Origin of the sequence: Micrococcus sp. KRD026, assembly GCF_017168445.1 — a bacterium.
Classification (GTDB): domain Bacteria; phylum Actinomycetota; class Actinomycetes; order Actinomycetales; family Micrococcaceae; genus Micrococcus; species Micrococcus luteus.
Map to the genome: position 1 here is coordinate 176,566 of NZ_JABFBA010000009.1, position 14,404 is coordinate 190,969.

15 protein-coding genes and 1 other RNA gene are annotated in these 14,404 nt (G+C 72.9%); 6 read left to right on the top strand and 10 right to left on the bottom strand.

What is annotated here, in order from left to right:
- Positions 1 to 73 precede the first annotated feature (73 nt).
- Entirely contained in the window at positions 74 to 679 is a 606-nt protein-coding gene (locus J1M40_RS03885; RefSeq protein ID WP_041104309.1) for a GDSL-type esterase/lipase family protein, read from the top strand.
- A gap of 254 nt (positions 680 to 933) precedes the next feature.
- Here J1M40_RS03885 and rsrA read toward each other — a convergent pair whose 3' ends face one another.
- Together rsrA and J1M40_RS03895 are read right to left on the bottom strand one after the other, a co-directional pair.
- Positions 934 to 1,212 (bottom strand): mycothiol system anti-sigma-R factor, encoded by a 279-nt coding sequence (gene rsrA, locus J1M40_RS03890; protein WP_073115764.1) that lies wholly within the window; start codon positions 1,210 to 1,212, stop codon positions 934 to 936.
- Positions 1,209 to 1,925: a sigma-70 family RNA polymerase sigma factor gene (locus J1M40_RS03895; protein WP_036314006.1), complete on the bottom strand. Its 717-nt coding sequence runs from the start codon at positions 1,923 to 1,925 to the stop codon at positions 1,209 to 1,211. The genes rsrA and J1M40_RS03895 overlap by 4 nt, the downstream gene beginning before the upstream one ends.
- A 200-nt stretch (positions 1,926 to 2,125) precedes the next feature.
- Here J1M40_RS03895 and aroA point away from each other — a divergent pair, with 200 nt between their 5' ends.
- The 5 genes from aroA to J1M40_RS03920 all read left to right on the top strand — a co-directional run bounded on the left by aroA (position 2,126) and on the right by J1M40_RS03920 (position 6,531).
- On the top strand, positions 2,126 to 3,556 hold the full coding sequence (aroA, locus tag J1M40_RS03900; RefSeq protein ID WP_206450485.1) for a 3-phosphoshikimate 1-carboxyvinyltransferase: 1,431 nt from the start codon (positions 2,126 to 2,128) through the stop codon (positions 3,554 to 3,556).
- A complete protein-coding gene (rsgA, locus tag J1M40_RS03905; protein WP_041104305.1) occupies positions 3,556 to 4,656 on the top strand; it encodes a ribosome small subunit-dependent GTPase A in 1,101 nt (366 codons plus the stop codon). The genes aroA and rsgA overlap by 1 nt, the downstream gene beginning before the upstream one ends.
- Before the next feature lie 29 nt (positions 4,657 to 4,685).
- A complete protein-coding gene (hisN, locus tag J1M40_RS03910) occupies positions 4,686 to 5,525 on the top strand; it encodes a histidinol-phosphatase (protein ID WP_041104303.1) in 840 nt (279 codons plus the stop codon).
- Positions 5,526 to 5,602: 77 nt separating this feature from the next.
- Positions 5,603 to 6,088 (top strand): CrcB family protein, encoded by a 486-nt coding sequence (locus J1M40_RS03915; protein ID WP_041104301.1) that lies wholly within the window; start codon positions 5,603 to 5,605, stop codon positions 6,086 to 6,088.
- Positions 6,085 to 6,531 carry a CrcB family protein gene (locus J1M40_RS03920; RefSeq protein WP_041104299.1) on the top strand — a complete coding sequence of 149 codons (447 nt, stop codon included), beginning with the start codon at positions 6,085 to 6,087 and terminating at the stop codon, positions 6,529 to 6,531. Before J1M40_RS03915 ends, J1M40_RS03920 begins: the two co-directional genes overlap by 4 nt.
- Before the next feature lie 79 nt (positions 6,532 to 6,610).
- Here the strand turns inward: J1M40_RS03920 and ssrA are convergent.
- From ssrA to J1M40_RS03960, 8 genes are all read right to left on the bottom strand, one after another.
- Positions 6,611 to 6,982: a transfer-messenger RNA gene (gene ssrA, locus J1M40_RS03925) on the bottom strand.
- 135 nt (positions 6,983 to 7,117) lie between these two features.
- On the bottom strand, positions 7,118 to 7,633 hold the full coding sequence (smpB, locus tag J1M40_RS03930; RefSeq protein ID WP_044659238.1) for an SsrA-binding protein SmpB: 516 nt from the start codon (positions 7,631 to 7,633) through the stop codon (positions 7,118 to 7,120).
- A gap of 129 nt (positions 7,634 to 7,762) precedes the next feature.
- Positions 7,763 to 8,428, bottom strand: coding sequence for a CoA transferase subunit B (locus J1M40_RS03935; RefSeq protein ID WP_036381762.1), 666 nt, complete (start codon positions 8,426 to 8,428; stop codon positions 7,763 to 7,765).
- The gene (locus J1M40_RS03940) at positions 8,425 to 9,234 is read right to left on the bottom strand and encodes a CoA transferase subunit A (RefSeq protein ID WP_041104295.1); all 810 of its coding nucleotides are present in this window, start codon (positions 9,232 to 9,234) and stop codon (positions 8,425 to 8,427) included. Before J1M40_RS03940 ends, J1M40_RS03935 begins: the two co-directional genes overlap by 4 nt.
- Before the next feature lie 31 nt (positions 9,235 to 9,265).
- Complete coding sequence (locus tag J1M40_RS03945; RefSeq protein ID WP_070708977.1) at positions 9,266 to 10,474, bottom strand: acetyl-CoA C-acetyltransferase; 1,209 nt, start codon at positions 10,472 to 10,474, stop codon at positions 9,266 to 9,268.
- 190 nt (positions 10,475 to 10,664) lie between these two features.
- Positions 10,665 to 11,732, bottom strand: a complete 1,068-nt coding sequence (locus J1M40_RS03950) for a 2,3-butanediol dehydrogenase (protein WP_041104337.1) — start codon at positions 11,730 to 11,732, stop codon at positions 10,665 to 10,667.
- Between the two features lie 217 nt (positions 11,733 to 11,949).
- A complete protein-coding gene (gene prfB / locus J1M40_RS03955) occupies positions 11,950 to 13,071 on the bottom strand; it encodes a peptide chain release factor 2 (protein ID WP_049147200.1) in 1,122 nt (373 codons plus the stop codon).
- Between the two features lie 167 nt (positions 13,072 to 13,238).
- Positions 13,239 to 14,393: a LysM peptidoglycan-binding domain-containing protein gene (locus tag J1M40_RS03960; protein WP_070708976.1), complete on the bottom strand. Its 1,155-nt coding sequence runs from the start codon at positions 14,391 to 14,393 to the stop codon at positions 13,239 to 13,241.
- Positions 14,394 to 14,404 lie beyond the last annotated feature (11 nt).

The following is a 14,404-nucleotide window of genomic DNA, read 5'->3' on the forward strand; positions in this document are numbered from 1 at the left end:
GGACCGGCCCTGCGCCGCCGCCGCACCCTCCGGTGCGGCGGCGGCGCCGGATCGGCCGACGAAAGGACACACTGTGCACAACCGCCGGATCCGGATCGCCGCCGTCGGCGACCAGCTGCTGGCCGGTGCGGGCGACGCCCGCGCCATCGGCTGGTGGGGCCGCGTGCTCGCCCGCACCCAGGCCCCCGACGTGGAGCTGGAGAACTACGTGCTGGCCGTGCCGCACGAGACCACCGAGGACCTCAACGAGCGCTGGTGGGGCGAGGCCTCGCGGCGCTTCTCCGAGGAGACGGAGAACCGCCTCGTCGTGGCCCTGTCCGACGCGGACCTGGACCTGGAGGCCACCTCGACCGCCCGCTCGCGGCTGAACCTGGCCAACGTCCTGGACACCGCCTCGCAGCGGAACATCCCGGTGCTCGTGGTGGGCCCCACGCCCACCCTGGACGAGCAGCGCAACGCCCGGCTCGCCGAGCTCAACGCCGCCTACCTGGATGTGGCCGACCGGCGCAACCACGTGTATGTGGACACGTTCACCCCGCTGGTGGGACACGAGCAGTGGCGCGCGGACCTCGCCTCCGGCCAGGGCCGGCCGGGCCAGGCGGGCCACGGGCTCATCGCGTGGCTCGTGCTGCACCGGGGCTGGTACCAGTGGCTCGGTCTGCCTGAGCCCACGGCCTGATGTGACAGAATGGACCATCGACCGACTCGTTGAAGGGAGACGTCATGAGCAAGCGTGCACGCAAGCGTCGCGACCGCCGCAAGAACGGCGCCAACCACGGCAAGCGTCCCAACGCCTGATCCGCTGATCGGCGTCGCGGACCGGCCGGGTGCCGCCCGGCGACCGCAGACCACGAAGGGCCGTCCCCTCAGGGGACGGCCCTTCGTCATCGTCGGGGCGCCCGATCGGGTGCCCACGGTGCGCATGCCGCGGTGTCAGCCCCAGGTGACGGTCGTCGTCGAGATCTGGGTGATGCGGGTCATGATGGTGGCCCGCAGCTGCGCGGGCGCCTTCTCCTGGCAGCTGCGACGCACCGCCGAGCGGATGAGCTCTTCGAGCTCCTTCTGGTGCCGGCAGTCCGGACACTCCGCCACGTGGGCGCGCACCTGCTCGATGTCCTCGGGCGTCAGGGCGCCGTCCAGGTACTGGTACAGCCGCTCCAGGGAGGCGTCCTGGGCGTCGCGGCACTCATGGCCGTGCTGGTCCGCGGTCATCGCGTGGCCTCCTTCGTGCTCGTCTCGGTCTGCTTCGTGCCGCCGCGCCCGGTCTTCTTCTTCGGCTGGGCCTTGATGCCGCGCGCGGCCGCGTAGTCCGCGAGGCGCTCGCGCAGCTGCTTGCGGCCGCGGTGCAGCCGCGACATGACGGTGCCGATCGGCACGTCGAGGATCTCGGCGATCTCCTTGTAGGCGAAGCCCTCCACGTCCGCGAAGTAGACGGCGAGCCGGAACTCCTCCGGGATCGCCTGCAGGGCGTCCTTCACCTGGGAGTCGGGGAGCCGGTCGAGGGCCTCCGTCTCGGCGGAGCGCAGGCCGCCGGAGGTGTGCTCGGCGGCCCGGGCCATCTGCCAGTCCTCCACCTCAGGGTTGTCCGCCTCGAGGGGCTGGCGCTGCCGCTTGCGGTAGAGGTTGATGTACGTGTTCGTGAGGATCCGGTAGAGCCAGGCCTTGAGGTTGGTGCCGGGCCGGTACTGGTGGAACGAGGAGTAGGCCTTCGTGTACGCCTCCTGGACCAGGTCCTCGGCGTCCTGCGGGTTGCGCGTCATGCGCAGCGCAGCGGAGTACAACTGGTCCACGAACTCGAGGGCGTCACGCTCGAACCGGGCACGGCGCTGCTGCTCGGACTCGGCGGCGACGTCGATGTCGGCGCGGTCGTGCTCGGGGGCGTCCTCGGGCCGGGCGAATTCCGGCCGGCTGTTGTCAGTGCTCATCGCGGGCCAGTCTACGGTCCGGGAGGGATGCGTCAGCAGCGCGGCGCTCATGCGGGGCTCCTCTCCGGCTGCGGTCCGCGGCGAGCGGGACCGGTGCGCCGACACGGGTACGGGGTCGTCCAGTGGAGCGCCAGGAGCGTTCCAGGTATTCCCCCGAGACAGGCCGACCCCGGCCGACAGCCGCCGGATAGGCTGGCCCGGTGACCCGCCCCACGCGTGCCGCCGCGCACTCCCCCGCCCCCCGTCCCGTCGCCGCCGAGACCTGGCCCGCGCCCGTGGCGCACGGCCCGGTGCGCGGAGAGGTGCGGCTGCCGGGATCGAAGTCGCTGACGAACCGGCACCTCGTGCTCGCCGCCCTCGCCGACGGCCCGTGCGTCCTGCACGGCGTCCTCGAGTCGCGGGACACGGCGCTGATGCGCACGGCGCTCACAGCGCTCGGGGCCCGGTTCGAGGCCCTGTCCGACGGCGGCCTGCGGGTGCATCCCATGCCGGCCGGCGAGCCGCTGGCCGGGGATGTCGCCGTGGACTGCGGACTGGCGGGGACGGTCATGCGCTTCGTCCCGTTCGTCGCCGCGCTGCGGCCCGGCCGGGTCCGCTTCGACGGCGACGCCGGCGCGCGCCTGCGCCCAATGGCCCCGGTCCTGGACGCGCTGCGCCAGCTCGGGGTGGCCGTCAACGAGGAGGGCGAGCCCGGTCGCCTGCCCTTCACGATGACGACCCGCGCGGACGCGGCCACGGTGGCCCCCGACGGCGACGTGCCGGAGGTCGCGGTCGACGCCTCCGGCTCCTCCCAGTTCCTGTCCGCCGCACTGCTGGCGGCCGCGGGGATGCCGCGCGGTCTGCGGCTGCGGCACACCGGGGAGACCGTGCCGAGTCCGGAGCACGTCGCGATGACCGTCGGGGTGCTGCGCGCGCTCGAGGTGGACGTCGCCGAGACGTCTCCCGGGGCGTGGACCGTGGCCCCGGGTCGCGTCCCGGCACACGAGGCGACCGTCGAGCCGGACCTGTCCAACGCGGGCCCCTTCCTGGCCGCCGCCGTGGCCACGGGCGGCTCCGTGACGGTGCCGGACTGGCCCACCCGCACGACGCAGATCGGCGACCGCTGGCGGCGGATCCTGCCGCAGTTCGGGGCGAGCGTGGCGCTCACGGTCGACCGCACGGATCGCTCCCGCGGCCGCCTCACGGTGACCGGGGCGGTCCACGACGACGGCACGCCCCGCATCACCGGCGCCGGTGAGATCGCGGACACGGCCGAGCTCGCCCCCACCGCGGCCGCGCTCGCACTGCTGGCCTCCGCGCCCACCCGCCTGACGGGGATCGGCCATCTGCGGGGCCATGAGACGGACCGGCTCGCCGCGCTCACCGCCGAGGCCGCCCGCCTGGGGGTCACCGTGGACGAGGGAGAGACGACGCTCGGCTTCCCGGGCACGGCCGCGTCGGGGCCGCTGTCGCCCGCCGCCCTCGAGACCTACCACGACCACCGGATGGCGACCTTCGCCGCCGTCGTCGGCCTGCGCGTGCCGGGGACCGGCATCGTGGACGTGGCGACCACCGCGAAGACGATGCCGGACTTCCCCGCACTGTGGACCGCACTCGTGGCACCCGGCGACGCGGCCGAGGAGGCCCGCTGATGGCCCGGCGCCTCGATCCCTCGGCATGGGACGAGTCCGATGTCCGGGTGCGCCCGTCCAAGCGTGGCACCCGCCCGCGCACCAAGGAGCGGCCCAAGCACGAGGACGCCGAGGTCGGCATGGTGACCACGGTGGACCGGGGCCGGTACGCCGTGGTGCTGCCCGATCGCCTGGACGAGCGGATCACGGCGATGCGCGCCCGCGAGCTGCGCCGCACGCCGATCGCCACGGGCGACCGGGTGGCCGTCGTCGGGGACCTCTCCGGGGACGAGGGCACGCTCGCGCGCATCGTCCGTGTCGAGGAGCGCAGCACGGTCCTGCGCCGGTCGGCGGACGACTCGGACGAGGTCGAGCGGGTGGTGGTGGCCAACGCCGACCTGCTGGTGATCATGGTGGCCGCGGCCAATCCGGAGCCCCGCACCGGCTTCATCGACCGCGCCCTCGTCGCCTGCTACGACGCCGGCATCCACCCGGTGCTCCTCATCACGAAGACCGACCTGCGTGATCCGGCCGCGCTGGTGGCGCACTACGAGGCGCTGGACCTGGAGGTGATGACCTCCGGTGCGGCGACCTTCGAGGCCGAGACCGGGGACACCGCCCTGGACGCCTCGCTCGTGGCCCGGGTGGCCGAGCGGCTGATCGGGCACACGAGCGCGTTCGTGGGGCCCTCCGGCGTCGGCAAGTCCACGCTGCTGAACGCGCTCACCGGCGCGGAACGGGCCACCGGCCACGTCAACGCCGTCACCGGCCGGGGCCGGCACACCTCCTCGTCCGCGCTCGCACTGCCGCTGACGGGCGACGACGGCGCCCCCCTGCCGGACACCTGGGTGGTGGACACCCCCGGCATCCGGTCCTTCGGGCTGGGCTGGGTCGAGCCGGACCGCGTGGTGGAGGCGTTCGACGACCTCGCCGGCGGGCTGGCGGACTGCCCGCGCGGCTGCACCCACACCGCCGACTCCCCCGGCTGCGGCCTGGACGCATGGGTGGCCGCGGGCCACGCCGGCCCCTCGGGAGCGGCACGCCTGGCCTCGCTGCGGCGTCTGCTCGGCAACCGGCTGGCCCCCTCGGGGGCGGAGGACGCGGCGTCGTCCGAGGACTGAGGCGGCCCGCGCGGTATAGCGTGGGCGGCATGGAGCGACCTGAGAACCCTGCGACCCGCGGCCGCGACCTCACGGAGGACCTGCGGCTGGCCCACATGCTGGCGGACAACGTGGACTCGATCACGATGTCCCGGTTCAAGGCCCAGGACCTCGAGGTCAGCACCAAGCCGGATCTCACCCCTGTCACGGATGCGGACCGCGCCGCCGAGGAGTCCATCCGCTCGACCCTGTCCCGTGCCCGGGCGCGCGACGGCATCGTGGGTGAGGAGTTCGGCGGATCTCTGAGCCGCTCCGGCCGGCAGTGGGTGGTCGACCCCATCGACGGCACCAAGAACTTCGTGCGCGGCGTGCCCGTGTGGGCCACCCTCATCGCGCTGCTGATCGACGGCGAGCCCGTCGTCGGCGTCGTCTCCGCCCCCGCCCTGCACCGTCGCTGGTGGGCCGCGGCCGGCCAGGGCGCCTTCGCGGGCACCTCGCTCACGCGTGCTCAGCGGATCACCGTGTCCGGCGTGGACCGGGTCGAGGACGCGTCGCTGTCCTTCTCCTCGATCGAGGGCTGGCGCGAACGCGGCTCGATCCGCGCGTTCCTGCAGCTCACCTCGGACGTGTGGCGCGTGCGCGGCTTCGGCGACTTCTGGTCCTACATGCTCGTCGCCGAGGGCGCCGTGGACATCGCGGCCGAGCCCGAGCTCGAGCTGCATGACATGGCCGCTCTGGTGCCGATCGTGCGCGAGGCCGGCGGCCGCTTCACCTCGCTGGACGGCGAGGACGGCCCGTTCGGCGGGCACGCGCTGGCCACGAACGGCCTGCTCCACGACGACGTCCTCGCCCGCCTCCGCGCGGGTGACGAGACCGAGGGCGGCGCCTGATAGCAGTGCGGGGGGAGACGACGGCCGACCGGAGGGGCGGGCGCGGGACAGATCGCCGGCCCGGCACTGCGGGTGCGGTGGCCCTCGGCGGTGCCGCGGGCGTGCTGTGCGGTGCGGGGGTGATGAACGCGGTGACCGCGCTGGCCGGGGCGCCCAACTTCCGCGGCACGTTCGGCGCCGCGTTCGGGGCGGTCGACGTGCTGGTCCAGGCCCTGCCGCTGTTCGTGGTGAACGTGCTCGGCTCGTTCCTGCTCGGCCTGCTGTGGGCGGCCTCGCGACGCCGCGGGCCGGACTGGCGTCCACGCCTGGTGGCGGGGCTGGGAACCGGCTTCCTCGGTGCGTTCACCACCATCTCCAGCGCCGTCGCCCTGGTGCTGTGGCCGGTGCGGCTGGGCGCCGCGGCGTCCGGGGCGGGTGGCGTCCTCGCCGCGGCGGTAGCGGTGCTGCTGGTGCTCGCGCTGATGGCTGCACTCTCGACGGCGGCGGCCGTGCTCGGCCTGCGCGCCGGTGGCGCCCCGGGGTCGCGCGCGGTCGGGACGGATCGTTCGGCGGAGGACGCATGAGCGGCGCGGGATACGAGGTCTTCGCTCTCCTCCAGGTGGCCCTCCTGGCCTGCCTCGCGGCGGGCGGGGCGCTCGGCGCCCTGGTGCGCCGGCGCCTGACCGACCGGCTCGGCCCCCGGGGTCTGCTCACCGCCAACACGACGGCGGCCCTGCTCCTCGGCGTCACCGTCGGCCTGGCCGTGCCGGAGCTGGTGTACGCCTCCGAGAGCTGGGGCGACGGGCAGGGGCTCGTGCTCGTCGCGGCGGTGTCCGCCGTGGTGTCCGGGTTCTGCCTCGCCCTGGGGACGTGGTCCACCGTGGCCGCTGAGGCGGCTGACGCCGCGCTCGCCCGTCGATGGGGCACAGCCGCCCGCCTGTGGACCGCGCATCTGGGGCTGGGGCTGGTGGCCGTCGTCGTCGGCTGGGGCGCCGGCCTGGGCCTGCACGCCGTCCTGGCCGGCTGAGGGGCGGGCCGCCGCACACCGGCATGGACACGACGAAGGCCCCGGAATCGGGGTGATTCCGGGGCCTTCCCGTGGTGGTGAGTGGAGCCGGCGGGAATTGAACCCGCGTCCGATGAGGTGTTGCCAGGTCTTCTCCGGGCGCAGTCTGCTGTGGGTGTTGCTCGGTCCTGGCCGTCCCGCAGACGGGCGGCCAACCCGGACCCAGCCGGATTGATGTCGGCGTCACGACCCCCGGCGAGGGTGACGCCCAGTGGCTATCTAGCTGACGCCACGATCCGAGGCGACAGCGACCTCGGGGTGACGGACTCGATCACTGATCAGGCAGCGAGAGCGAAGTCAGTGCGCTTGGATTCGGCACTTATTGGTTTGCAGAGAGCGTTTGACGAGATGACTCTGCATCCTCGGCCCGCTTCTCCCGACGCGACACACACCGTCGAAACCGATCGGCCCCATGGGGGCGACTCCTCTATGAGGTTGTCAATCACCACTGCAGGCGGAGGGCGCGAGGCCCGCCGGTCCTGAAACCGGCCCTGCGAGAGATACAACGTAGCACGCCCCCGAGGCATTCCCAAGGGGTCCACCGCGCTCAGGCCACGCCGGCGCGCCGGTTGCGCATCCGCATGGCCCGCTGGGCCTCGCGGTTGTCCTGCTGCTCGCGCAGCTTGTGCCGCTTGTCGTATTCGCGGTTGCCGCGCGCGACGCCGATCTCCACCTTCACGCGCCCGTTCAGGAAGTACAGGGACAGCGGCACGATGGTCAGGCCCGGATCCTGGATCTGGCGGGAGATCTTCGTCAGCTCGGCGCGGTGCAGCAGCAGCTTGCGGCGGCGGCGGGCGGCGTGGTTGGTCCACGAGCCGTTGAGGTACTCCGGGATGTAGACCTGCTCGAGCCACAGCTCGTCCCGGTAGAAGACCGCGAAGCCGTCCACGAGCGAGGCCTTGCCCTCGCGCAGCGACTTCACCTCGGTGCCGGTGAGCACCATGCCGGCCTCGTACGTGTCGAGGATGGTGTAGTCGTGGCGCGCCTTCTTGTTGTTGGCGATCACCTGGCGCTCGCCGGGGGCCGGCTGCTTGGCGGCCTTGCCCTTGCTGTTCTTGCCCATGGTCTCACGTCCTTCCAGCGTCCACGGCGACGGCCGCGCCCCGATCAGGGCGCGGCCGTCCAGTCTATCCCGTGCCGGCCCGATGCCCGCCGAGGCGGTGCGCCGGGGCCGCGGGGCGGCGTCGTCGGCTCAGTCCAGGGGCGCGCCGGTGAGCGCGCGGACCTGCTCCTCGGTGATGCCGGGCGCGGTCTCCACGAGCGCCAGGCGGGGCTGTTCCGGGGTGCCGACGACGTCGATCACGGCCAGGTCCGTGATGATGCGGTCGACGACGGCGCGGCCGGTCAGCGGCAGGGTGCACTGGTCGACGATCTTGGGGGTGCCGTCCTTGGACACGTGGTCCATCATGACGATCACGCGGCCGGCGCCGTGGACGAGGTCCATCGCACCGCCCATGCCCTTGACCATCTTGCCGGGCACCATCCAGTTGGCCAGGTCGCCCGCGGCGGAGACCTCCATGCCGCCCAGGACGGCGACGTCGATCTTGCCGCCGCGGATCATGCCGAAGCTCAGCGCGGAGTCGAAGAAGGACGCCCCCGGGTTCACGGTGACGGTCTCCTTGCCCGCGTTGATCAGGTCCGGGTCCACGGCGTCCTCCGTGGGGTACGGGCCCGTGCCGAGGATGCCGTTCTCGGACTGCAGCACCACGGACCGCCCGGCGGGGATGTGGTTGGGGATCAGCGTGGGCATGCCGATGCCGAGGTTGACGTAGGCGCCGTCCGGCAGCTCCTGCGCGGCGCGGGCCGCCATCTGGTCGCGGCTCAGGCCCCGGGGGCGCCCGGTGGTCTGCTCGCTCATGCCCGCCCCTCCCCCGACGCGCGCACGGTGCGCTTCTCGATCCGCTTCTCGATGTCCGTGCCGACCTCCACGATCCGGTGCACGAAGACACCGGGCAGGTGCACGTCATCCGGGTCGATCTCGCCGGGCTCGACGAGCTCCTCCACCTGCGCGATGCACACGCGGCCGGCCATGGCCGCGGGCGGGCCGAACTGGCGGGTGGCCTTGCGGAACACGAGGTTGCCGTGGCGGTCGCCCTTCCACGCGTGCACGAGGGAGAAGTCGGTGACGATGGAGCGTTCGAGCACATAGGTCTCGGGCTCGTCCGGGGTCTGGCTGAGGTAGCCCTCGCCGAGCACGAACGTGTCCGTGGGCTTGGCCTGCGAGGACTTCACCACGGTGCCGTCCGCGTCGTAGCGCATGGGCAGGCCGCCTTCGGCCACCTGGGTGCCGACGCCGGAGCGGGTGTAGAACGCCGGGATGCCGGCGCCGCCGGCGCGGAGCTTCTCCGCGAGGGTGCCCTGCGGGACGAGCTCCACCTCGAGCTCGCCCTTGAGGTACTGGCGGGCGAACTCCTTGTTCTCCCCCACATAGGAGGAGGTCATCTTCCGCAGCCGGCGCGCGCCGAGCAGGATGCCCAGGCCCCAGCCGTCCACGCCGCAGTTGTTGGAGACGACGGACAGGTCCGTGGCGCCCTGCTCGAGCAGGGCCTCGATGAGCTGCACGGGGTTGCCGGAGAGCCCGAAGCCGCCGACGGCCAGGGACGCGCCGTCCGGCACGTCCGCCACCGCCTCGGCGGGCGTGGCCACGGTCTTGTCGAGAGCCATGTCCGGGGTCCTTTCTGTCAGGGGCGGTCTGTCAGCGGAAGAGGATCAGGGCCTCGCCCTGGCCGCCGCCGCCGCAGAGCGAGACGGCCGCGCGGCCGCCGTCGCGCCGGTCGAGCTCGAGGGCGGCGTGCAGGGCCAGCCGGGCGCCGGAGGCGCCGATCGGGTGGCCCAGGGCGATGGCGCCGCCGTGGATGTTGGTCTTCTCGTGCGGGTAGCCGAGGTCGCGCAGGGACTGCACGGCCACCGCGCCGAACGCCTCGTTGATCTCGATGAAGTCAAGGTCGGCCACGTCCCAGCCCTGCTTCCGCACGGCGGCGTTGATCGCGTCCGAGGGCTGGGAGTGCAGCTGCGAGCTGTCCGGGCCGGCGGTCTGGCCGGGTGCGCCCACCGTGGCGAGGATCGTCAGGCCCTTCTCCTCGGCGAAGGCCCGCGAGGTCACCACGAGGGCGGCGGCGCCGTCGGACAGGGGCGAGGAGTTGCCGGCCGTGATGGTGCCGTCCTTCGCGAACGCCGGGCGCAGGGCGCCCAGCGACTCGGCGGTCGTGTCCGGGCGGACCCCTTCGTCCTGGGAGACGACCAGCGGGTCGCCCTTGCGCTGCGGGATCTCCACCGGGGCGATCTCGCCCTCGAAGACGCCCTCGGACTGGGCCCGGGCGGCCCGCTGGTGCGAGGCCGCGGCGACCTCGTCCTGCTCGGCGCGGGCGATGTTCCGCTCGCCGTTGCCGGACTCGGTCAGCTCGCCCATGGCCTCGTGGCTCAGGGAGTCGGTGAGGCCGTCCCACGCGACGGCGTCGAGCATGGTGGCCGGGCCGTACTTGAAGCCCTTGCGCGCGCCGGGCAGCAGGTGCGGGGCGTTGGTCATGGACTCCTGACCGCCGGCCACCACCACGTCCGCCTCGCCGAGGCGGATGAGACGGGCGGCGTCGATCACGGCGGTGAGGCCGGACAGGCACACCTTGTTGATCGTCATGGCCGGGACGTTCCACGGGATGCCCGCGGCGAGCGCGGACTGGCGGGCCGGGTTCTGGCCCGCGCCGGCCTGCACGACCTGGCCCATGTAGACCATGTCCACGTCCTCGGGGGCCACGCCGGCGCGCTCGAGCGCGTGCGTGATCGCGTGGGCGCCCAGGTCCACGGCGCGCAGGTCGGCCTGCTGCGAGAGCAGCCGGGTGAAGGGCGTGCGGGCACCGCCCACGATCACGGCATCGGTGGGCTGAGGCTGGGGCAGCTCGGCGGTCATGCGGTCCTCCTGGGACGTTCAACTCGGTTCATCACGATTCACTCAAATGCAGTCTATGACCCCGGTCACAGGCGCGCCAGGGAGCGACGCGTCTGTGACGGCGCGCCGCGGCACAGGGACCACGACGGCCCGCACCCGCAGCGCGCGGGTGCGGGCCGTCGTCGGGACGTCCGGGGATCGGGCCGGAGCCTCAGAGGCCCTGGCCGGTGGGCGAGACGAGGATCTTCACGGCCGTCTCGTTGTGGTGGATGAGGGTCTCGAAGCCCTGGTCGACCAGGTCGTCGAGGCCGATCTTGCCGGTGATGAACGGCGCGAGGTCCACGGCGCCGTCCTCGACCATGCGGATGGTGTCCGCGTGGTCGTTCGCGTACGCGATGGTGCCGCGCAGGTCGATCTCCTTCATCACCAGCTTGTGCAGGGCCACGGCGGGCTCGTGGCCCCAGATGGACTCGTTGACGATCACCCCGCCGGGACGCACCGCGTCCAGCAGCATGTCCAGCACCACGTCCACCGAGGTGCACTCGAAGCCCACGTCCGCGCCCTGGCCGTCGTGCAGCTCGCGGATCTTCGCGGGCACGTCCACCTCGCGGGGGTCGAATGCCTCGTCTACCACGCCGGCCTCGAGCACCTTCTGGCGGCGCAGCTCCGAGAGCTCGGAGACGTACACCGTCAGGCCCTTGCCCTTGAGCACGGCCGCCGTGAGCGCGCCGATGGGGCCGGCGCCACCGATCACTGCCACGCCCGACGTCGGAGAGCCGGCCCGCACCCACGCGTGGTGGGCCACGGAGAGCGGCTCGATGAGCGCGGCCTGGTCGAGAGGCACGGAGTCGGCCACCGGGTGGACCCAGCGGCGCTGCACCGCGATCTGCTCGGCCAGTCCGCCGCCGTCGCCGCCCAGGCCGATGAAGTTCATGTCCGGCGCGAGGTTGTAGTCCGGTCGGTCCCGGTCCTCCTCGCGCACGATGTACGGCTCCACGACGACCTTCTGGCCGACCTCGAGGTCCGTGACGCCCTCGCCCAGGGCGGCGACGGTGCCGGACATCTCGTGGCCGAGCGTGACGGGGGCGGCGTCGCCGGAGATCGGGTGCGGGTGCCCGGCCGGCGGGATGAAGATCGGGCCCTCGAGGTACTCGTGCAGGTCCGTGCCGCAGATGCCGCACCACGCGACGTCCACGAGGACCTGCCCCGGGCCGGCCGTGGGCGAGTCGATCTCCTCGATGCGGATGTCCTTCTTGCCGTGCCAACGGGCGGCGCGCATGGTCATGCTGGTCGACCTCCTGGGTGGGAATGGAGTCTGGTGCCGGACCGGCGCGCGGGGGCGCCTGCCCGGTGCTTCGAGCATCCCACCGGGCCGGTCTCCCGGGCCAGGCCCGAGGCCCCTGCGGGGGCTTGAACGGCGACGCCGGCCGGCGCCTCACTGCGGAGGTGCGGGCCGGCGTCGTGGTGGCCTGGGCGGCGGGGCCGCGCCGTGGGGCTCAGTCCTCCTGGGCGGCCTTGACCTGCTCGGCGCGCCAGCGGATCCCGGCGTCCACGAAATCGTCGATGTGGCCGTCGAACACGGAGGAGGGGTTGCCCTCCTCGTGGCCCGTGCGCAGGTCCTTGACCATCTGGTACGGGTTCAGCACGTAGGAGCGCATCTGGTCGCCCCAGGACGCCTTGACGTCGCCGGCCATCTCCTTCTTCTTCGCGTCCTCCTCGGCCTTGCGCAGCAGCAGCAGACGGGACTGGAGCACGCGCAGGGCGGCGGCACGGTTCTGGATCTGCGACTTCTCGTTCTGCATGGACACGACGATGCCGGTGGGCAGGTGCGTCATGCGGACGGCGGAGTCCGTGGTGTTCACGGACTGGCCGCCGGGGCCCGAGGAGCGGAACACGTCCACCTTGATCTCGGACTCGGGGATCTCGATGGAGTCGTCCGACTCGATCAGCGGCACCACCTCGACCGCCGCGAAGGACGTCTGGCGGCGGCCCTGGTTGTCGAAGGGGCTGATGCGCACGAGGCGGTGCGTGCCGGCCTCCACGGAGAGGGTGCCGAACGCGTAGGGCGCGTTGACCTCGAAGGTTACGGACTTCAGGCCGGCCTCCTCCGCGTAGGAGGTGTCCATGACCTTGGTGGACCAGCCGCGCTGCTCGGCCCAGCGCAGGTACATGCGCATGAGGGTCTCGGCGAAGTCGGCCGCGTCCACGCCGCCGGCGCCCGCGCGGATGGTCACGACGGCGTCGCGCTGGTCGTACTCGCCGCTGAGCAGCGTGACGACCTCGAGTTCCTCCAGGGCCTTGCGGATGGAGGTCAGCTCCTGGTTCGCGTCGTCGAGGAGGGAGGGCTCGTCCTCCTCCGCGGCGAGCTCGACCATGGTCTCCAGGTCCTCGATGCGGCTCTCCAGGGAGGTGATGCGCTTGAGGTCCGTCTGACGGTGGGAGAGCTTGGAGGTGACCTTCTGGGCCTCCTCCGGGTCGTCCCAGAGGTCCGGTGCGGAGGCCTGCTGCTCCAGTTCGGCGATGTCCGCCTTGATGCGGTCGAGGTCCGAGACCTGCTCGATGGAGGCCAGGGTGTGGCGCAGGGAGTCGATCTCCGCGGAGAAGTCAGTGTCAGCCATGATTCGGCCAGCCTACCGCGTGGGGTGGACGCCGGTCGCGGCCGGTGACGACGAGTCCTCCCGGGCCGAGACCCGCGCGACGTCCAGGAACAGCGGTGCGGTGGGGAGCAGGTGGGGTTCGGGAAGGTGGGTCGCCGGAGGGCCGCCGGCCCACCGTCCCCGTCTGGTCAGCGGAGGCGCAGCCGCTGGCCCGGGTGGATCTCGGTGGTCAACGTGGCGCCGTTCAGGCTGAGCAGCTGGGTGACCGGGACGCCCGTGGCGCGGGACACCGCGTACCAGCCCTGGCCGGGGAGCACGGTGTAGGTGGCCGGCGTCGTCGTGGTGGAGGTGGTGGGCAGCAGCAGGGTCTGGCCGATGCGGATCACGTACGGGTCGGAGATCTTGTTGAGGGTGGCCAGCGCCTGCCAGCCGCCGGTAACCCCGTAGCGGATGGCGATGAGGCTCAGGGTGTCGCCGGCCTGGACCGTGACGGTCCGGGGTGTCGTGGACCGCAGCACCGGCGCGGTGTCCACGGCGAGGCGGACCAGACGCGCGTAAACGCTCGCACCCTGCCCGCGGGGGTGGATGCGGTCCTCGCGGAAGTCCGTCACGTAGGCCGAGGCTCGCTTCCAGTCCGCCACCACCACGCGGCTGGGGTAGGTGGCGGCGAGGTTGCGCATCGCCGTGTTGGTGGACGTCTCCCAGGCGACCGGGCCGGAGGCCGTGACCAGCACGAGTGTGCGTCCGGTCCCGACGAGGTTCATCGCCTGGCGGACCTGGGTGGCCGTGGCACCGCCGTCGTTCACGCCGAGGCCGAGCACGACGACGTCACCGAGGCGGCCGGCCTGCTTGAGCTCGGCCAGGCGTGTCAGGCCCTGGGCGAAGGTGCGGCCCTCGCGGGCGTCGATGGTCAGGCCCGGCATTTCGAGGTTCATCAGGGACGCCGCGCCGAGGGCGATGGAGTCGCCGATCACGGTCACCCGGCGACCGGCCGAGGAGGGGGCCATCGGCCCGGAGTAGGGGGTGCCGGTGCGCGAGGTGGCCGGCAGGTGCTTCGAAACGGCCGGAAGGACGAGGGGTTGGCCGGCGCGGATCGCGGTGCTGGTCGTGGCGCCGTTGGCACGGAGCAGGTCCGCGAGTTCGACGCCCACGCGTGGGGCGATGTACGCCCACGTGTCCCCAGACTGGGCCAGGTAGGTGCCCGGCGCGAGCCCTGTGGTCGCGGTGGTGGTCGTCGTCCCGGAGGTGGAGGTGACCGCCGGGGCGGCCGGGGCCGCGGAGACCAGGGCGGCGACGACGAGGACGGAGGCGCCGAGGCGCGTGCCGAGGATGGAGCGGTTCATGCGGGGCTTTC

Bases quoted from the DNA above. Each gene is read 5' to 3' on its own strand.
- rsrA (WP_073115764.1), bottom strand. From the start codon at position 1,212: ATGACCGCGGACCAGCACGGCCATGAGTGCCGCGACGCCCAGGACGCC.
- J1M40_RS03895 (WP_036314006.1), bottom strand. From the start codon at position 1,925: ATGAGCACTGACAACAGCCGGCCGGAATTCGCCCGGCCCGAGGACGCC.
- rsgA (WP_041104305.1), top strand. From the start codon at position 3,556: ATGGCCCGGCGCCTCGATCCCTCGGCATGGGACGAGTCCGATGTCCGG.
- hisN (WP_041104303.1), top strand. From the start codon at position 4,686: ATGGAGCGACCTGAGAACCCTGCGACCCGCGGCCGCGACCTCACGGAG.
- J1M40_RS03920 (WP_041104299.1), top strand. From the start codon at position 6,085: ATGAGCGGCGCGGGATACGAGGTCTTCGCTCTCCTCCAGGTGGCCCTC.
- smpB (WP_044659238.1), bottom strand. From the start codon at position 7,633: ATGGGCAAGAACAGCAAGGGCAAGGCCGCCAAGCAGCCGGCCCCCGGC.
- J1M40_RS03935 (WP_036381762.1), bottom strand. From the start codon at position 8,428: ATGAGCGAGCAGACCACCGGGCGCCCCCGGGGCCTGAGCCGCGACCAG.
- J1M40_RS03940 (WP_041104295.1), bottom strand. From the start codon at position 9,234: ATGGCTCTCGACAAGACCGTGGCCACGCCCGCCGAGGCGGTGGCGGAC.
- J1M40_RS03945 (WP_070708977.1), bottom strand. From the start codon at position 10,474: ATGACCGCCGAGCTGCCCCAGCCTCAGCCCACCGATGCCGTGATCGTG.
- J1M40_RS03950 (WP_041104337.1), bottom strand. From the start codon at position 11,732: ATGCGCGCCGCCCGTTGGCACGGCAAGAAGGACATCCGCATCGAGGAG.
- prfB (WP_049147200.1), bottom strand. From the start codon at position 13,071: ATGGCTGACACTGACTTCTCCGCGGAGATCGACTCCCTGCGCCACACC.
- J1M40_RS03960 (WP_070708976.1), bottom strand. From the start codon at position 14,393: ATGAACCGCTCCATCCTCGGCACGCGCCTCGGCGCCTCCGTCCTCGTC.